Annotated in this window: 18 protein-coding genes; 7 read left to right on the top strand and 11 right to left on the bottom strand. The window is 36.2% G+C overall.

Annotated features, from left to right (window positions below; genetic code table 11):
• Positions 1–46: 46 nt before the first annotated feature.
• From OQZ33_RS11990 to OQZ33_RS11980, 3 genes are all read right to left on the bottom strand, one after another.
• Positions 47–2,383 (bottom strand): hypothetical protein, encoded by a 2,337-nt coding sequence (locus OQZ33_RS11990; RefSeq protein WP_265799261.1) that lies wholly within the window; start codon positions 2,381–2,383, stop codon positions 47–49.
• 132 nt (positions 2,384–2,515) lie between these two features.
• Complete coding sequence (locus tag OQZ33_RS11985; protein ID WP_265799260.1) at positions 2,516–4,351, bottom strand: UbiD family decarboxylase; 1,836 nt, start codon at positions 4,349–4,351, stop codon at positions 2,516–2,518.
• Positions 4,352–4,457: 106 nt separating this feature from the next.
• Entirely contained in the window at positions 4,458–4,937 is a 480-nt protein-coding gene (locus tag OQZ33_RS11980; protein WP_265799259.1) for a Dps family protein, read from the bottom strand.
• Between the two features lie 282 nt (positions 4,938–5,219).
• Here OQZ33_RS11980 and OQZ33_RS24215 point away from each other — a divergent pair, with 282 nt between their 5' ends.
• Both OQZ33_RS24215 and OQZ33_RS11960 read left to right on the top strand, forming a co-directional pair.
• Complete coding sequence (locus tag OQZ33_RS24215) at positions 5,220–6,761, top strand: LysM peptidoglycan-binding domain-containing protein (protein ID WP_322975046.1); 1,542 nt, start codon at positions 5,220–5,222, stop codon at positions 6,759–6,761.
• A 2-nt stretch (positions 6,762–6,763) separates the two neighbouring features.
• Positions 6,764–7,408 carry a uridine kinase family protein gene (locus OQZ33_RS11960; protein ID WP_416338750.1) on the top strand — a complete coding sequence of 215 codons (645 nt, stop codon included), beginning with the start codon at positions 6,764–6,766 and terminating at the stop codon, positions 7,406–7,408.
• A gap of 57 nt (positions 7,409–7,465) precedes the next feature.
• Here the strand turns inward: OQZ33_RS11960 and OQZ33_RS11955 are convergent, their stop codons facing one another.
• The 4 genes from OQZ33_RS11955 to OQZ33_RS11940 all read right to left on the bottom strand — a co-directional run bounded on the left by OQZ33_RS11955 (position 7,466) and on the right by OQZ33_RS11940 (position 12,287).
• Complete coding sequence (locus tag OQZ33_RS11955) at positions 7,466–8,125, bottom strand: CoA transferase subunit B (protein ID WP_265799257.1); 660 nt, start codon at positions 8,123–8,125, stop codon at positions 7,466–7,468.
• Positions 8,126–8,171: 46 nt separating this feature from the next.
• Positions 8,172–8,876, bottom strand: a complete 705-nt coding sequence (locus OQZ33_RS11950; RefSeq protein WP_265799256.1) for a CoA transferase subunit A — start codon at positions 8,874–8,876, stop codon at positions 8,172–8,174.
• A gap of 473 nt (positions 8,877–9,349) precedes the next feature.
• Entirely contained in the window at positions 9,350–11,728 is a 2,379-nt protein-coding gene (locus tag OQZ33_RS11945) for an endonuclease MutS2 (RefSeq protein ID WP_265799255.1), read from the bottom strand.
• A 1-nt stretch (position 11,729) separates the two neighbouring features.
• Positions 11,730–12,287 carry a DUF4296 domain-containing protein gene (locus tag OQZ33_RS11940; protein ID WP_265799254.1) on the bottom strand — a complete coding sequence of 186 codons (558 nt, stop codon included), beginning with the start codon at positions 12,285–12,287 and terminating at the stop codon, positions 11,730–11,732.
• 70 nt (positions 12,288–12,357) lie between these two features.
• On the opposite strand from OQZ33_RS11940, the gene OQZ33_RS11935 reads away from it, so the two are divergent.
• From OQZ33_RS11935 to OQZ33_RS11920, 4 genes are read left to right on the top strand one after another with little or no spacing between them, the layout of a single operon-like run.
• Positions 12,358–13,056 (top strand): YggS family pyridoxal phosphate-dependent enzyme, encoded by a 699-nt coding sequence (locus OQZ33_RS11935; protein ID WP_265799253.1) that lies wholly within the window; start codon positions 12,358–12,360, stop codon positions 13,054–13,056.
• Complete coding sequence (locus OQZ33_RS11930) at positions 13,056–13,523, top strand: GNAT family N-acetyltransferase (protein WP_265799252.1); 468 nt, start codon at positions 13,056–13,058, stop codon at positions 13,521–13,523. Before OQZ33_RS11935 ends, OQZ33_RS11930 begins: the two co-directional genes overlap by 1 nt.
• 1 nt (position 13,524) lies before the next feature.
• Positions 13,525–14,805 (top strand): aspartate kinase, encoded by a 1,281-nt coding sequence (locus tag OQZ33_RS11925; RefSeq protein WP_265799251.1) that lies wholly within the window; start codon positions 13,525–13,527, stop codon positions 14,803–14,805.
• Positions 14,806–14,821: 16 nt separating this feature from the next.
• The gene (locus tag OQZ33_RS11920) at positions 14,822–16,006 is read left to right on the top strand and encodes a class I SAM-dependent methyltransferase (protein ID WP_265799250.1); all 1,185 of its coding nucleotides are present in this window, start codon (positions 14,822–14,824) and stop codon (positions 16,004–16,006) included.
• A 63-nt stretch (positions 16,007–16,069) separates the two neighbouring features.
• Here the strand turns inward: OQZ33_RS11920 and OQZ33_RS11915 are convergent, their stop codons facing one another.
• From OQZ33_RS11915 to OQZ33_RS11900, 4 genes are all read right to left on the bottom strand, one after another.
• Positions 16,070–16,267 carry a cold-shock protein gene (locus OQZ33_RS11915; RefSeq protein WP_056849985.1) on the bottom strand — a complete coding sequence of 66 codons (198 nt, stop codon included), beginning with the start codon at positions 16,265–16,267 and terminating at the stop codon, positions 16,070–16,072.
• 208 nt (positions 16,268–16,475) lie between these two features.
• On the bottom strand, positions 16,476–17,111 hold the full coding sequence (locus OQZ33_RS11910) for a peroxiredoxin (protein ID WP_265799249.1): 636 nt from the start codon (positions 17,109–17,111) through the stop codon (positions 16,476–16,478).
• 157 nt (positions 17,112–17,268) lie between these two features.
• Positions 17,269–18,417 carry a S1C family serine protease gene (locus OQZ33_RS11905; RefSeq protein ID WP_265799248.1) on the bottom strand — a complete coding sequence of 383 codons (1,149 nt, stop codon included), beginning with the start codon at positions 18,415–18,417 and terminating at the stop codon, positions 17,269–17,271.
• Positions 18,378–18,944, bottom strand: coding sequence for an RNA polymerase sigma factor (locus OQZ33_RS11900; protein WP_265799247.1), 567 nt, complete (start codon positions 18,942–18,944; stop codon positions 18,378–18,380). The genes OQZ33_RS11905 and OQZ33_RS11900 overlap by 40 nt, the downstream gene beginning before the upstream one ends.
• Before the next feature lie 202 nt (positions 18,945–19,146).
• On the opposite strand from OQZ33_RS11900, the gene OQZ33_RS11895 reads away from it, so the two are divergent.
• Positions 19,147–19,344, top strand: a complete 198-nt coding sequence (locus OQZ33_RS11895; RefSeq protein ID WP_265799246.1) for a hypothetical protein — start codon at positions 19,147–19,149, stop codon at positions 19,342–19,344.
• Positions 19,345–19,406 lie beyond the last annotated feature (62 nt).

Raw genomic sequence — 19,406 nt, 5'->3', positions numbered from 1 at the left:
TAGATAACATTTATTAAAAGCTCTCGATTTGCATCGAGAGCTTTTTTTATGGCCGCTTGATGGTGATGTAATGCTCACCATAAATTGGACCATTGGCAGTAACACCTTGAACTACAATTTTGAAACGGCCGGTTAAATCACCAGTTGTAAAATTTAGAACAGCCTTTCCTTCAGAATCTAAAACTTGTTGGTAATTCCAAAATATAGTTGACATGTTAATAGGTTCATCCTTATTATCCAACTCGAATTTATAAAACTCCTTCCCGAGTTTTATCCCCCTTAAAATAGAAATATTGGCATCTTTCTTATGCTCTACACAACCATGATAAATGGTAACTCCACCGTTTTGATTCCGATACTGACCTCCCTCTTTAGGGCTTTTGTTCTCAGAATTTCCAAAATGGTTTACACAATTTAAAATGTTATTAGGACAGACATAATCACCACAATTATTCATATAACCATTATTGGCAAAATCAATTTTTTCGCCTTTATCACTCTTGATCACTACTTCTTTTAGATTTATACCACGAGGATCAGTAAACGCTTGATTAATTACTGGTTTTGATAAGTTAGCAACTACTTCTTCATAATGCTGCGCTTTGATATTTTTTTTCAGCTCTTCAGCCGGATCATGAATTTCTAATGTATAATCGGATGCGTTTTTACGGTTAAGGTTCACCCATACGTCGTCTTTATCATCGGTAATTAAATTCGAGTAAGGGATTTTGAATTTCCCGGTACTATCTGATGAAATGGTATGAACACTACTCTTCGCTATGGTAAATAATTCCATAGGTAGCATTACGTTTTTCTTCCCTTTTCTGATCTGGCCGCTAACTTCCTCATTAATTATTTTCTTTTGCGCAAATAAGCCATCCCTTAACAGTGGCCAATGATACCGCCTCCACCCTTTCACCAGGAGAATATTATTTAAATACTCACGATCCGTAACTTTGATTCCCATCGGGTTAGCTGGTAAGTGTATCAATTCCCTTTCTAGCAATGCATAGTCTACAATATTTTTATTGTCTAATTCAGAGAATCGGTTAGCTTGTGTACACGAAATGGATACCAAACCTTGGAGGGAATTTTTGCTTCTAGTAATCGTATGGATATCCAATCTAACACTATCCCTCGTACCATATACATCCTTATCAGTTGAAATTTGCAATTGGTTCGTTTGATCGTAGTGGCTAAAAAAAATCCGTTCGGCAAGAGGCTTGAAATCACTATCTAATAAGGTTATGGCATTTAACCCCATCGGTACAGAATCTAGATCAAGTCTAACATTTTGAGTGACACCATCCTTCAAGGCGATCTCACTGTGCAAATAGAGATCGTTATAATTATGAACCACAACATGAACTGGAGTATCAAAACTACTTTGCAATTTTAAACGAAAGTCCTTTTCAGCGATTACATTATTGGCATGCATCGCCACACCCGCACTCAAAATAGGTGGCAAATCATAATGATCTACTTCAATATCATCAGTTAATATTTTTAGGCTGTATTTGAATTTGATATTGGGTATGATAGAGAAAAAACCAAGCCCAGTAGAATTCGTACTAACTGTATCGATAGCTTTCTCATTTTCATACAAAACTGCCGTTGTAAGAAGAGGAGTACGGATTAGGTCTTTAATTTCAATCCCCACTTTACTAAACAATCCATTAACCAAATAGCCACTTTCAGGATAGAAATTAATTTGAAATTTTTTCCCGTTGATTATTGGCAATTCGTGCTTGAGGTATTTAACCTGGTCATCTTTTTTTATAGCAATGCTTAATAAATTGTTCTTCGCGTTAATTTTGTTTACCGGGAAATCAATCATTAGTTCTCCAATCACGCTCGTTTTTGACGAAGCTTTTTTCCAAATCGAATCACGACCAATGGTGTACTTCACTTCAGCATTTTCAACAAAACGATTATCACTCGTCAAAACTTTAAGCAACATGGTGCCATTTTGAGTTTTATCATTGTGAGATTTAAAAAGGGAAATACTGGGTTGCAAAAGACTTTTTGTGGTCGATTTTATAGTAATGGGCTGAATAAAATCAGAAACGTTAAAGCCAGCTACCCTAATATTGGTATTCACTACAAAACGGTAAGATCCTCCGGGCAGCGAATCTGGCAAAACTAAATCTCCGAATGCAAAACCTTCATGAATCAAAAATTTCTTTTGAAGGACCACCGAACTATCAGCATTGTTTACTAATGTAAGATGTAAAGTATGGTAATCGCCTATTGGTGCAATACCTTCGAGTAAATATCCGGTAAACCAAACCTGATCGTTATTGGAATAAACGTTTTTATCAAAGTGAACAAATATGCTGGAGGTCGCATTTCTCTTTCCATACTGACGAATTACCTTTATCAAACTATCAACCTGTTGAGCGGACAACCTCATCGAGCAACAAAGTATCAATAAAGTAATGGCGAAGGCACGCGAAAGTTGAGGTAAAATGCAAAACATGTACCTAAAAATGGCTAAATATTTTCAAATATTCAACTAAATTATTCCATGTAGCGGCATTCCTGGCTTAGCCAATGTATCAATCTTTTCCTCCACATTTTTGTCTTTAAGAAGTTCAGGAGCATGATGAGGTTTTTTTCTTGCATCAATAATCATTGGGCCTTTGCAGCCCCAGTGTTTATTGATAGTAAAATCATTAACGCCATAAATATCGGCAGCGGGATTACTTCGGGTAAAAGTAATCCAAACTAAATTATCAATATTTGCTGCTGTAAATTCAGAATCATCGGCCAGTACAATCAATGGTAATCCGGAAAGATCCTGATCAGTTAAGGTAATGTTTAACAAAGCAATTTCTGCCGCTGTTTTTTCCGCACTGATATATTTGTCGCATTCAATAACTAAAACACCAGGGATAGCCAGATGAGATTGATAGCAACCATCCCCTAACTTTAAGCCTTCAGGCTTTTTATTCCACAAATTTCGCTTCTTCTCCCCTGCTGCCGCAATAACAACCTTCGATCCACTATTTAAACCATCGCCACTGTAATCCAGGGTATCGATTGTGGTGTTGGTATAGAAATGGATATCTCTGGTTAAATCTACCCTTTCCAAAATATGAGTAATAAAATCCTGAATGTGATGTGTACTTAATTTTTCATCATCCTCTTTAGCGGCGATGAAAACATATTTAGCTAAACTGAGTTGATTTTTACCCAGGATATGGTTGGCTATCGTTAAGATTTCCTGTGGTCTTCGCTCCTTTAAATATGGCGTGTAACGTTCGCTTCCGATTGCAAACAGCAAAGGATGAACACCTGCTGCATCAACAGCATGTACCTCTTTCAATCCATGAATTTCTTGTGGAATGGCCGATCCTGTAATTTCGTGAATTAATGCACCAAAGCTTGTGTCTTCCTGCGGCGGCCTTCCGACAACTGTGAATGACCAGATGGCGTCTTTTTTATGGTATACGTTATGCACCTTCATCAAAGGAAAAGGGTGCGTAAGGCTATAATAACCTAAATGATCGCCGAAAGGACCTTCTGGCTTATTTTCATTTGGATAAACAGTTCCCGTGATAATAAAATCGGCATCAGCAGAAATGCAAAATCCTTCATCATCGTAAAAGTAGCGGAATCTCCTATCGCCTAATGCACCGGCAAACGTCATTTCTGATAAACCTTCTGGCAATGGCATTACCGCAGCCAGAGGATGAGATGGAGGACCACCGACGAAAATGCTCACCTTAAGTGGTAAACCTGCTTTATTTGCTTTAGATTGGTGAACACCAATGCCCCGGTGAATTTGATAATGGAGACCGATCTCCTTGTCTTCAATATAATCGTTCCCGCCCAATTGAATGCGGTACATCCCTAAATTTGCATTTAGAACTCCAGGCTTATCAATGTCTTCAGTATAAACTTGAGGCATCGTTACAAAAGGGCCTCCATCCATGGGCCAGTTTACAATTTGTGGCAATTTACTGATAGAGGTTTTCAGAAAGTTATTTTTCGCAGATGGTGTTTTCATGGGCAACGACGACAATGCCGACATTGCTGATCCTGCATACTTGAAAGGATTTTTCAATGCTTTTATTGGATCATTTCTCAAAGAAACCAATTGCTGCACTTTTGGCAAGGTGTCTCTGAATATGAATTTCGACCGCTCCAAAGTTCCAAACAAATTAGAAACCGCCGGAAAGGGACTACCCTTCACATTCTCAAACAACAAAGCAGGTCCTTGTTTCTCATAGACCCTTAAATGGATGGCGGCCATTTCTAAATGAGGATCTACTTCTTCTTTAATCCTTATTAGATGACCGTGTTTTTCAAGGTCGGAAACACACTCTGCTAAACTTTTATATGCCATGCCCAAAGATAAATAAATAGCTATTCTATACCACAAAAAAGCCTCAGATAAACAGATTTGACAATTCATCCATTTAACTGAGACTTTTAAAACCTACTTCAAAGTATTATTTCTTTCCAGCGAAAGAACGTAACATCCAGGTATTTTTTTCTTTAAACTGCATGAACCGATTTACCATATCATTCGACCCATCATCGCCAGCTTTATCCGTAGCTTCTAATAGTTCTCTTTCAATTTCAATCAATTTAGCCATATCATCCAATACCGCATCAACCATATCTAAATCTTTCATACCAATTGTGTCGATTTCTTTGATTTCAGATTCACTTATATAATCTGCAAAACGACTATGAGGTGGTTTACCTAAGGTTAAAACACGCTCGGCAATTTCATCAATGGTGAGTTGTGCATTGGTATATAATTCTTCAAACTTAACATGAAGCGTAAAAAAATTCTGACCTTTTATATTCCAGTGACAACCTCTTAATTTCTGATAATGAATATGATAATTTGCCAAATAATCGTTCAAAAGATCAACCACTGGTTTTACTTCTTTTTCATTTAAGCTTATTTCTTTAGCGTCCATTTTATTAATTTTTATGTGATGTTAATGTGTACGTAACAACCCAAATTTATAAATGTTTTAATCTAAATTCCCATCTGTACAATACCTTATTTATTAGTTCGTTTATTAATCAACACGAAGCCAATTGTTTTCTTTCACAAGATATTGTGAATGAATATCATGACCATTTTTTTGAAATAAAGTTATCTTATTTTTACTCAAAAACGGGTTGATTAACTCGACAGGGTTAAATATTTTATTCGTATAATTGCTTCCTTTGACTAAGAAATTTATAGAAAATAAATGCACAAAATATACTTATCTGCTTTTGTTCTATTTGCTCTAAATATCGCAAATGCTAAAGCAAACACACTTAGAGACTCTATCGGCGTTGAAAATAATAACGGAAAGAAACTTATCGTTCATCAAATTGTAGCCAAAGACACGTATTATTCTGTTGGAAGAAGATACAACGTTTCGCCAAAAGATATTATGAGCTACAATGAGAACAAATACCTTCAAGTTGGCGTCATTATAAAAGTTCCAACCAATATTCCCTGGGGAACAACAAGCAGCACACCCCTTGTTTCTTCGGGCAAAGACGGCGGCATCATTGAGCATACTGTTAAAGCAAAAGAAAATTTAAATATGCTCGCCGAAAAGTATGGAACAACTATTAATGAAATTAAAAGGCTGAACAACCTTACCGGAAATAACTTAAGTATTGGGCAGGTTTTAAAGATCGCTACCAAAAACAATACAGATGTTCCTGCTACGAGCGAGCCAGTAAAACCAGCTAAAACTACGGTAACCACTCCTGCTATTGAAAGTACTGTTGCAGAGCAAACCATGATTGAGCATACCGTAGCGCCTAAAGAGTTTCTTGGGAAAATAGCAGAAAAATATGGCACTACCGTAGAAGAGGTTAAAAAGGCAAATAATTTATCAAACAATAATCTTAGAATTGGTCAGAAATTAAAGATTCCGGCTACAAAGAATGTTGATGAAAATAAAGTAATCAGCACTGCTGAACAACCCACAACCGAAGCAGCCAAAACCCCAGCCGAAGCAGCCAAAACTTCAGATGCTGTAGGTACCCATACGGTTTTGCGTAACGAAACCATCTTTACGGTTGCCAAGCAATATGGTATTACTGCTTACCAATTAAGGAAATTAAATAATTTGCCAGATAATGCGATTACGATTGGGCAAGTATTGAAAGTGCCCGGAGGAATAGTTGCTGAAGTAGAAGTGCCGAAAGAAAAACAAGCTGAACCGGTTAAAGCCTCATCTGCTTCACCTTCAAAAGAAGAAAGTTTTATTCATACTGTAGCAACTGGAGAAAATATTTTTAGCATTGCGAAGAAGTATAATTTAACGGCTTATCAAATCAGAACAGCTAATAAATTGGATGATAACGCCATTAAAGTAGATCAGAAATTAATTATTCCTAAGCCACCTCAACCAAAATCTGTAAATGAGGCATCTAAAGAAGAGCAGGAAAGTGAACCAGATAGCACAATGGTTAAAGATCCAAAACTTCGTCGCGACCCAAGCGTTTATGGCCTAAGCCAAATCGAAGAAAAAGGTGCAGCCGTTTGGATTGCTGACGCAGATTTAGACGGCTCGAAAATGCTAGTTTTACACCGTACAGCACCAGTAGGCAGAGTAATAAAAATTACAAACCCAATGACTAACAAAACAACATTCGCAAAGGTTGTTGGTAAATTTACAGAGAACGAATCCACAAAAGACGTTATCATTGTAATGACTAAAGCGGTAGCCGATTCATTAGGTGCTTTAGACAAACGTTTTTTCTGCAATCTAACATATAGTGCTCAATGAGTTTGAATAAAAAACCTTTTATAATTGGTATTGCCGGTGGAAGTGGATCGGGTAAAACATTCTTTTTAAACTGCTTTTTACATTACTTTAAGCAAGATGAAGTAACTTTGGTATCCCAGGATGATTATTACATTCCTGCAGGCGATATGACCCAGGAAGAAAATAAACTATACAATTTTGATCTTCCATCAACCATTGATAGTGAGCAGTTTTTAAGGGATATAAAACAACTTACAAGCGGAGAGGTTGTCTATAAAAAGGAATATAATTTCAATAATCCCCTTGCTGTAGTTAAAATTTTAGAAATTAAATCAGCACCTATAATCATTGTTGAAGGCCTTTTTATTTTGCATTTCAAAGAAATTGCAGCCTTGCTAGATCATACCATTTTTGTTGATGCTGATGAACAAGTTGCTTTAGATCGCCGGATAAAAAGAGATGGCCTGGAACGTGGATACCCCGAAGATGACGTACTTTACAAGTGGCATAACCATGTGGTTCCTGCCTACAAGGAATATTTGTTACCTTATCGAGAGCAATGTGATAAGGTGATTATGAATAACACCAATGAGCCTGATGAAATCATCGCCATCACCGAGAATATTTCAAATGACTTGAGGAACAGTATTCTTGTTGATATAAATTAAAATAATAGTTATCAACAAAATGGGGTCAAGCTTTAAAAACTTGACCCCATTTTTATTTTAATCCAATCGCATTTCCGGAATATCGCCTTCAGCAATTAATCTTCCTGCTGTAGATTGTTTAATAAAATCAACGCTCACCCCGGGCGCTCGTTCTAAAAGTTTGAAACCTCCTTCGGGCAGAATGTCTAAAACAGCTAATTCAGTAACAATTTTTTTAATACACTTTACCCCAGTCAATGGAAGCGTACATTTGGATAGCAACTTGCTCTCTCCCGCTTTATTTACATGCTGCATGGCTACAATGATATTTTTTGCTGATGCCACTAAATCCATTGCACCACCCATTCCTTTAACCATTTTGCCAGGAATTTTCCAATTGGCAATATCGCCATTCTCAGAAACCTCCATTGCACCTAAAATGGTTAAATCAACCTTTTGCGCCCTCATCATTCCAAAGCTCATTGCCGAATCGAAAATTGAGGAGCCAGGTAATGTAGTGATGGTTTGCTTACCCGCATTAATTAAATCGGCATCTTCTTCGCCTTCAAATGGAAATGGTCCCATTCCAAGCAGTCCATTTTCGGATTGCAATACAACATTTATTCCCTTTGGAATATAATTGGCCACTAAGGTTGGTATACCAATGCCAAGGTTAACATAATAACCGTCTTTTATTTCTTGCGCTATACGTTGCGCTATTTCTTCTTTAGTAAACATATATATTTGATGTGATATTGAGAGGATATACTACAGACTAACGACTTCAGACTCCGGACTTTCTAACCGTTCTTTGCTCAATTCTTTTCTCGTAATCTTTACCCTGAAAAATTCTGTGAACATAAATTCCTGGTGTATGAATATAATCTGGATCCAGTTCACCTGCCTCAACCAATTCTTCCACCTCTGCGATGGTTATCTTGCCAGCCATTGCCATTACTGGATTAAAGTTTCTACTGGTCGATCTAAAAATCAAATTCCCTGCGGTATCGCCCTTCCAAGCTTTTACAATAGCAAAGTCAGCATCGAAGGCATATTCCATTAAATAATCTTTACCGCCAAAGTTTCTGATTTCTTTTCCTTCTGCAACTTCTGTTCCTACTCCTGCTGGTGTAAAAATAGCAGGCATTCCATATCCAGCCGCTAAACATCTTGTCGCTAAGGTTCCTTGCGGAATCAAATCGACCTCTAATTCACCACTTAGTAATTGCCGTTCAAACTCTGCATTTTCGCCGACATAAGAAGAGATCATTTTTTTAACCTGACGCTGTTTTAACATCAATCCAATGCCAAAGTCATCAACCCCAGCATTATTCGAAATACAGGTTAAATCCTTTACTCCTTTTTCTACTAAAGCGTTTATACAATTCTCGGGAATTCCGCAAAGTCCAAAACCACCAAGCATTAAGGTTGCGCCATCTGATACATCATCAATCGCCTCTTTAGCGCCTGATACCACTTTATTAATCATTTTATGAATTTTTGGTTAGTTCGCTAATTTACAAATTGCGGTTACAAACCTAGCATGAAATCAGTTTAAATCTTCTACGAATAACTTTTAATTGGAATTGATCTAAACAAGCATTACCTTTGTACTGCAATGATTTACGAGAGAGAAGAAAACAATTTTATCCTACCTACCGATCCTGAGTTTCAAAAGGGAATGGGTTTCATTTTAAGCTGCACTGCGGAACATAAGAAATGTTGTGAGAAGTTTAAAAAAGGTAAACGTTGTAAGAAATGTCCTGGGAATAAAAAGTAATAATTTTTCATTCCATCATTTACAAAGCTCAACTTAACAATCCTTCCAGCAATTCACATTAGCGTGAGCATACCAAAAATATCAGCGATGAAGAATCGTAAAATGTTTTCGTAATGACGGCAAGAGAGTGGTATTAAAACTTCAAAATCTACCTTCTTCATATAAGAAATTTAAGAGAAACCTTAATTCAGATAAACATAGGTTATCCCATCACCGCCTCTATCTGCGTGTTCATCTTCCATCCTATTCACCTGACTATATTTCCTCAAATACTCCCGAATCATTTTCCTCAATATCCCATCTCCTTTACCATGAATAAGTTTGATAGATGGAAAGCCCAACATAATCGCTTTATCTAAATATTTCTCTACTTCGAATAAAGCATCTTCCGTTCTTTTTCCGCGAAGATCTAATTCAGCTCTAAAGCCCGACACAGCATCATTCATTCTCCCCGCAAACGAACCAGCACTGCTTTGAATCACTTTTTTCGCTTCCTTATGGCTGATTTTTTGAACACGATTTTTTTTCACGTTCGAGCGTAAATCGCCGATAGCCAAAACAAGTTCGTTTCTGTTAATTTCCAGCACTTGCCCGGTTGTTTCGCTGTCCGTAAATTTCACCCAATCTCCAACCGTAATTTCGCCACCAACTATTACTTGAACAGGTTTTGGCTTTTCTTTTGGAACGGTGTTCTTAACTAACTCCTGATGCAAATTTTGCCTTAGTTGTTTGGTTACTTCTTTATCAGCCTGCTTTTCTTTAATTTCAGCAATCGTATTTTCTACCAGTTTATTGGCATTTTTAATGATGTTTTGCGCTTCTTGCTTTGCTTCTTTGATTAAAACCCTTCTGTTTTCATCCAAAAAAGCTCTTAATTTTTCATTTTCGGCAACTAAATTTTTAGCCTTATTTTGTTGATTCGCCAGGCTCACTTTTGCATCGTAAATCGTTTTCTTTTCACGCTCTAAATCTACCAACATGGTATCGACGCGATTTTGATTCGAACCGGTTTTTTCCCTGGCAAGCTGAATCACTTCTTTAGGCAAACCGATGTTTTGAGCAATTTCAAACGCGTAAGAACTTCCGGGTTTGCCCATCTCTAGAATGTACAAAGGTTTCATTTTAGCGTTATCGAAAAGCATTGACGCGTTTTCTAAACCAGGCGTGTTGCCAGCAAAAAGTTTCAAATTAGAATAATGTGTGGTAATTACGCCACGCACTTTTTTATTGTTGAGTACTTCCAATACTGCCTCGGCCATTGGTCCTCCAAATTGTGGATCAGTACCCGTACCGAATTCATCAATCAAAACCATCGTTTTTGGCGAAGCATGCTCAACGAAATAACGCATTTTCTTTAAGTGGGCACTGTAGGTACTCAAATCACTTTCTATCGATTGATCATCACCAATATCAGCAAATATATTTTCAAAAATACCCACTTCACTATTGGCATCAACCGGGATTAGTAAGCCCGTTTGCAACATAATCTGGAGTAAACCAACCGTTTTCATGCAAACTGATTTACCTCCAGCATTTGGCCCAGAAACTAAAACTACACGTGTTTCAGCATCAATATGGATATTTAATGGCGTTACTGTCTTTTTTTCGGCTGCGAAAGAAATAGATAATAGCGGGTGCCTAGCATTTATTAATTTGGTTTTTGGTTCTTTTAATAAACCAGGCATTTCGGCCTCAATATCCAAAGCAAACAAAGCCTTGGCCCTAACAAAATCAAGTTTGGTTAAAAAACCATGATAGGAAAGCAATAGTGGCGAATAAGGACGTAATTCATCAGTCAATGAAATCAGAATTTTAATAATTTCTCTGCGCTTATCAAATTCCAAATCACGAAGTTTATTGTTAAGGGTAAAAACTTCTTCTGGCTCGATATAAACAGTTTGACCAGTGGCCGACTCATCGTGAATAAATCCCTTAAGCTTCCTTTTATTTTCGGCTAAAACAGGAATACACATTCTGCCATCGCGAATGGTTAAGCTACCATCGGCTACCCAATTATTGGCAATAGCTTGTTTGTAAATCGAGTCCATCCGCTTGCGCACATCTTGCTCGGCTTTAGCAATAGATGAAGTGATTTCTTGCAATTCTTTAGATGCATTTGGCTTAATTTTACCTTTCGCATCAATAACTGTCTCTATCTTTCGAAGGATATTTTTCTCAATTGGCAAATGTTCAAATAAGGCCTCGAGTGTTGGATACACTTCTGCTCTTTCCTCAAAAAAACGCAAAACAGAAAAAACGGTCTGCAGGGAAGTATAAACCTGAAACCACTCATCTTCCAAAAGGTAAGTGCCTTCCACTCTAATCTTTTCGACAAGCGATTTGATATCAAAAAAAGTATTGATTTGTAGCGGTTCCTGATGTTGCAGGATGCTTTTAAATTCGTTGGTTTGGCGTAAAAATTTATCGATCTGGTCAAAACGACTCATCACCTGCATCTTTTGCACCATTGTCTGACCCATTGGGCTTAAGCAATGTTTGCTAATCAGCTGTCTTATCTCTACAAATCCTAAACGTTCTAAACAATTATCAGGGTATAACATATTATTGTACTGCAGCGGGCGCTAGTTGTAACGCTCCGCTAAAATTTCTTTTTGAGTTTAATACCGAATCAGCCTTCGCTTTCTTCTTTTTAATTTGGTTTTCTGCTGACGCTTTCGATGCAGAATCCGGTTTCATTTTTTTTCTGATGGCCACAGAGTCAGCTTTGAAGGCTTTAGTAATTTTAACAGAATCTTTTACAAAGGCTTTTCGTACCATTAACGAGTCTACTTTTTTTAAGCTTACTTTTTGATTCTCCAATTTTTTTGAAATCGCTTTATAGATCTCCTGCAATTGATCGGGGTTGCTGTTGTAATAATTTAAGCTTTTCGTATATTGAACAGAATCCGTATTGTACTTTTTATAAATGCCGCTATAATACGCTGCGCCAACTTTTCTTGCTGAATCTTGTAAGTAAATGGTCGATAGATAGCCATCTACCAAATGTACATCATACAATATCTGCTCCATCGTTTCTCTATCAATAATGCCCTCTGGCGCTTTTGGCTTGCAACCGAACATAAAAAACAGGACTACTAAAGTCCAGACTAATCTCCTCATTATTAATTTAACATTATTTTTTTGCCCAAATTGCAGCAAGGTTGTTAATTTTACCCAAAAATAGTTATAAATGAGCATAGCTGATAATCTTAAACAATATAAAAGCGAAGTAGAGTCTGGTGGAGTTAAGCTAATTGCTGTTTCAAAAACCCAAACGGTAGAAGTTGTCCAAGAGGCTTACAATGCTGGACAACGTATTTTTGGCGAAAACCATGTACAGGAAATGGTGGAAAAGGAAGAAAAACTTCCAAAGGATATTGAATGGCATTTAATTGGTCATCTCCAAACCAATAAGGTGAAATATATTGCACCCTTTGTAAAGATGATACACGGTGTGGACAGTCTTAAACTTCTCCAGGAAATTAACAAGCAGGCTTTGAAGAACAAGCGAGTAATTGATTGTTTATTACAAGTTTACATTGCTGATGAAGATACTAAATTTGGTTTGGGCTATGATGAAGTGATTGAACTATTGAGGTCTGATGAATATCAGCAGCTCAAAAATATTCGCATAGTTGGTTTGATGGGTATTGCTACAAATACCAAAAACGAGAAACAGATCACCATCGAATTTCATGAACTTAGGGTCTTTTTTGATGGCCTTAAGGCTAGTTTTTTTCCGAACGAAGATTCTTTTAAGGAGATCTCGATAGGCATGAGCGCCGATTACAAAATTGCCATACAAGAAGGGAGTACAATGGTTCGTATAGGAAGCAGTATTTTCGGTAAAAGAATAATCAAGCATTTTAAAAATATCTCACCAAACTAATGAACTTAAATATTAGAATAGCCAAAGCAGATGATTGCCCAAGGATTTTGGAATTGATCCATGAATTGGCAGTATATGAAAAAGCTCCTGAAGAGGTAACCGTAAATATCAATCACTTTATCGATGCTGGTTTTGGAGAAAATCCTGTTTGGAAAGCTTTCGTTGCAGAAGTAGATACGGAAATCGTAGGTTTCACCTTATTTTACACGAGATACTCTACCTGGAAAGGCTGTAGATTGTACTTAGAAGATTTTATCGTCACAGAAGAAATGCGTGGCAAAGGTATAGGTAAAGTACTTTTTGAAAAGGTGATTGAAGAAGCCAAAAGTGAAAAATATACCGGAATGGTTTGGCAAGTATTGGATTGGAATGAGCCGGCAATAAATTTTTACAATAAATATGCAGCACATTTAGAAGGTGGCTGGTTAAACGCAGCACTTTCTAAAGAACAAATAAAGGCATTTTAATATGGATATTTTTAAGTTTGGGGGTGCATCGGTTAAGGATGCAGCAGGAGTAAAAAATTTGGCCAATATTGTTCGCGATTATAGAAAAGGGAACCTTTTGATTGTGGTTTCTGCAATGGGAAAAATCACCAATCAACTGGAAGATTTAACCAAAGCCTATTTAGCACAAAGTGATGAAACACATGCTATTTTCGACGAGATAAAAAATTTTCACTTTCAGATAATAGAAGCGCTTTTTGAAGGCAAAGCAAATCCGGTTTATGATGACGTAGCAAATTCTTTCGTAGAAATTGATTGGTTGATTGAAGATGAACCAGATAATGACGTCGACTATATTTACGATCAGATTGTTTCCATTGGCGAGGTGGTTTCAACTAAAATTGTAGCGGCATGGTTAAATGAAACCGAGAATAAATCACTTTGGGTGGATGCCAGAAATTATATTCAAACCGACAACACCTATCGGGAAGGAAAAGTAGATTGGCTGAAAACGAATCAAATTATCCAGCGTGACTTGGTGCCGATATTAGCGGATAATATAGTGGTTACCCAAGGTTTTATCGGTGGAACAAGCGAAAATTATACGACCACGCTAGGTAGGGAAGGCTCTGATTATTCTGCTGCAATTTTTGCATCCTGCCTTGATGCCGCTGCACTAACCATTTGGAAAGATGTACCTGGGGTTTTGAATGCTGATCCTAAATGGTTTGATGAAACAGAGAAAATTCCGCAATTGTCTTATCATGATGCGATTGAACTGACTTATTATGGCGCAACTGTTATTCATCCAAAAACCATTAAACCATTACAAAATAAAGGGATTCCTTTATTGGTTAAATCATTTATTCAGCCGGAAGGATTAGGTACTGCGATTACGGGCGAGAACAATCCCCTACCCATCCCCTCTTTTATTTTCAAAGTAAATCAGGCGTTAATTTCCATATTTCCGAAAGACTATTCATTCATTATTGAAGAGAATTTGAGCAACATTTTCGAACTCTTTCATAAGCATAAAATCAAAATCAACACCATGCTGAATTCCGCTATTAGCTTTTCTGTTAGTGTTGATGATCATCCGGCCCAGATTGAAAAACTGATTAAAGACCTATCAGCAGAATTTACAGTAAAATATAATAAAGGCCTGGAATTAGTTACCATCAGATATTACAACCAAAATACGATTGATCGGGTTACGGTTGATAAAGATATTTTATTAGAGGTTAAAAGCCGTCATACCTGCCAAATGGTAATGAGGGGCAAAAATAAAATTGACTCAATTTAAGTGCTACTGAAAAAGAATGAACAAGAATATTTTAGATGATGCAATTCAAAAATACATCGATGCAAACCTGAATGCTGATGTAAATAAAATTGTTTTGGCTAAAAGTAGTTTTGAAAAAATTTCTTCCGTTGAATTGGCTCAACAAATTAGTGCAAAGAAAAAAGCACAAAAGAAATTGTCTACCTGGTACAACACACCAAAAATTTATTATCCAGCGCCACTCTCGATTGAGCAAACCTCATCTGAAGTTACCGCCAAATACAAATCAAAACTTGCAAAAGGCAATACTTTAATCGATATAACTGGAGGTTTTGGTGTAGACGTGTATTACTTTGCGCAAGAAATCAAAGAGGTAACGCATGTTGAATACAATGAAGATCTATCGCAAATTGCTGAATACAATGCCTCGATTTTAAATGTTAGAAACATCGGTTTTTATGCTGGAGATGGAATCGAATATTTGAGAACAACGCCAAAAAGTTTCGATACCATTTATGTAGATCCAGCAAGAAGAGCTGATAGCGGCAAAGTTTTCATGCTGAAAGATTGTACGCCTGATGTAGTTAGCAATATTGATTTATTGTTATCTAAATCATCAAGGATTATCATTAAAACCGCTCCACTGTTAGACATTTCTGCAGGTTTATCAGAATTAAGAAACGTAAGTGAAATACATATTGTAAGTGTAAAAAATGAGTGTAAAGAATTGCTTTGGGTTATCGACAGCAACTCGGATAAAGAAGTAAAAATCCAAGCTGTGACAATAAACGATACTGAAAAAACCTTTTCTTTTCTAAAACATGAATCAAACATCTCCGCCACTTTTATCGAAAGTGTTTTACCACAAGATTATTTATATGAGCCTGATGCCGCATTACTTAAATCAGGTGCCTTTAATCTGATAGGAGAAAAATATGGCTTAAAAAAGCTTCATCCGCAAACACAACTCTATACCTCCGCAAAACTAAACACTGATTTTCCTGGAAGAATATTTATGATAAATGAAATTTTATCACCCAAAGATTTGAAAAAAGGCGCAAAATTAATTGGAAATATTATTGTAAGAAACTACCCTGCAAAACCGGAAGATTTAGCTAAAAAGTATAAAATAAAAGCGGGAAAAGATGAGTTTCTTATTTTCACTAAAGATATCTTAGGAAATAATATTATCCTAAAATCAACTATTCTTCAATACTACTAAGATGCAAAAAGCCTCTCCATAGAAAGGCTTAGTTTGAGGATGATTAAGTTTATATATTTTCGCTTAAATCTTTTTAACGTTTACTGCTTGTAAACCTTTTCTGCCTTCAGCTACTTCAAATTCTACTGTGTCATTCTCTTTGATGCTTTCAATTCCGCCCAAAACATCTTTAAAATGGACAAATAAATCTTTATTGTCTTCTTGAACAATAAATCCAAAGCCCTTTTGTGTGTTGAACCATTTAACTTTTCCGGTTGCCATAAAAAATAAAAAATTGTATAAAAAATAAACCCTTATGCTTTGATTCACCTCTTAATTAATCATTTTTTATCAAAAAAAATAAGCAAACAACCAGATTAAGCGCCAATTCCGAAACAAAACTATCAAATATAATGATTCACAACTTCAAAACAACCTACCTAGCGCAAATCAACAAAAATGTTGCGAACAAAATCACCGATTTTCAAAATTACTTATTAGGCTGAGGTGTTGTACGCAAATAAGGCTTAATCACCTGGTGTCCTTTGGGAAATTTTGCCGGTATATCTTCCGTTTTTATACTGTTTACCACAATTACATCTTCCCCATCTTTCCAATCGGCTGGCGTTGCCACACTATAATTTGCAGTTAGTTGAAGGGAATCGATTACCCTCAACACCTCGTTAAAATTTCTACCCGTCGAGGCTGGATAAGTAATGATGAGTTTAACTTTTTTATCAGGGCTAATGACAAAGAGAGATCGAACGGTTAAGGTTTCTGATGCATTGGGATGAATCATGTCATACAAATTAGCAACTACTCTTTCAGGGTCAGCAATAATTGGAAATTCAACAGAGGTATTCTGCGTTTCATTAATATCACTAATCCATCCTTTATGCGATTCAGCAGTGTCTACACTAATAGCCAAGACTTTTACATTACGTTTTTCAAATTCATCTTTCAGTGCTGCTGTGCGCCCAAGTTCGGTAGTGCAAACGGGTGTATAATCTGCCGGGTGAGAAAACAAAACACCCCAGCTATCGCCCAGGTAATCGTAAAAATCTATTTCACCAATGGAAGTATTTGCTTGAAAATTTGGTGCGGTATCGCCTAATCTTATACTCATAATATTCTTATTTTATAGTTGATTTAAACAAATCTAAACATTACTATAGTAAATGCATAGACTTTATATTATTTTAGTACACTCAAATTATAAATGCAACAAAAAACCCTGAAGAGGTAATCAACAGGGTTTCAAGAATATTAATTTGTTTGGGTAATTAATTATAAACTTTAATCATGAACACATAATCTTGCAATTTTTCAATCTGTTTAATACGTTTTAAACCAGAAAGCAAACTTTTTTTACTACTTGCCGATAGTTTATTGGTACCTAAAGAATCTTGAGGGATTGCTCTCATAGCTTCTAAGATATATTTTGACTTGATAGCAAAAGCAGCACCTTCAGTTTGGTCTGGTTTGCCACTGATAATACCAACCAAGTTGCCATTATTATCAAGCAGCGGTCCGCCACTGTTACCTGGATTCACAGGGATAGATACCTGATATTGCGTAGTATCGCCAATAAATCCATTTTTCGAACTCACATATCCCTCACCTAAAACAGCATCATCTTTCGGATAACCTAACGTATAAACCGTTTCGCCAATACTACTTGTTGTTTTTTTAATCGAATACGGAATAGAAGAAAGATGGCTAAAGTTTTTATCGCTGATTTTAAGGATAGCGATATCATTTTGCGAATCGGTGTAAATTGATTTCACTTTGAAAGATTCGCCTTTATTGTTTTGAACATATAAAGAATCTGCGCCGTTGATAACATGAAGATTCGTTAAAATGTAACCATTTGTAGATATGGCAAACCCAGTACCACCAAAGCTATTTTGTACAGCAGGTTTACCAGCGGTGTTGGTGGTATTATTAATTTTTCTAATTAAATTATTTTGCGTTTTAATCGCTTTATTAACCTGGTTGCTTAATAACACAAGTTGTTCTTTCTGTTTCGAGTTATGCTGAATAGAATAAACAGAAACCAGCGACAATACTAAAAACGAAGCGGCTACAGCAATGGCAGATTTATGTTTTCTCCATAATTGAACCACTTTTGACGGATGAGGCCTCAAAGCAGAAGCTAAACCTTCTACATCGATCTCACTATGAATGTTATTCAACTGATCTTTTAAGCGTGATTGCACAGCAAACACTTCCATCGATTCTAAAAAGAATTTATGAGAAACAACCTTATGATCAACTGCTGCATCGTTGCGACGCAAAGTTTCAAAGGCTTCCGTTTCTTGTGGATTAAGTTTACCTAAAAGATAATCTTCAATAATTGCATCTAACTCCAAATCGTTTCTCATTTCAATTACTATGGTTGAAAAAATATTTTCTTTAACCTTTGCAGACATTTATACTTTTGTGTTTTTGCGTTATCAGTATTAGTATAACCAAACTTTTCGCAAATATCCTGCATGGATAAATTGTGGATATAAAAATCCTGAATAATGGTTTTACAGGGTTCGCCTAAATGATCGAGAGCCGATTGCATTTTAACAAATTGCAAATCCTTTTCCTCGTGCTCCTCCACATCTTCCTCAACAATTAAAACATCTTCGTAATCAGTGACGTTGCCAGCTTTTTTACTATTTAGGCTTAACTTTTTAAGCCAAATGCGCCTGCAAACTGAATAAATATATGTTTTAAGCTTACTGCTGAGTTCAAAATTACCTTCCTTAATTTTGTTATATAAAATTATTATAGCCTCCTGGTAAACATCTTTTGCATCATCCTCATCTCCATTATTATTGAGAATAAACTGCAAAACCATTGTATAATAAGCCTTGTATAACTTGTTAAGTGTATCTTCTGAGTTATTTAGAATACCTAAAATAACCTCTCTATCTGTTGGAACTGAACTCTTTAAACTGTTACTCACTAGTTAATACATTTTTCTAAAAATAGTAACCCAATATTAGATAAAAAATTATTTATAGCTACTATCAAAACTTAATACAATCTCCACAAATGTGGTAACCCAAACCGGATAAAAAATATTTTCAATTTTTTGAAAATTGTTGGGTTACCTTTTTACCTTTGCGGCATTAACAAGAAAATTAATTACTTAAAAAAATTCAAAAATGAAAAATGCATTCAAATTAGGCTTTTTAGCTATCGCTTTATCTTTATCAGTTGTTGCTTGTAACTCAGAGAAAAAAGCTGAAGGCGCAGATACTTTAGGTGCTGATACTACTATCACTGCTGATACAACTGTTAAAGCTGATACTACTGTTGCTGATACAGTTGTTAAAACTGATACTACTGTTGTAAAACACTAGTTAATAGTCTAATAAGATATAGAAAAGCTTCAATCCTTTAGGGGTTGAAGCTTTTTTTTATT

It is taken from the genome of Pedobacter sp. MC2016-05, from assembly GCF_026239735.1.
GTDB lineage: Bacteria > Bacteroidota > Bacteroidia > Sphingobacteriales > Sphingobacteriaceae > Pedobacter.
Note: the sequence above shows the minus strand (reverse complement) of the source record. Positions and strands in the feature narration are given on the sequence as shown.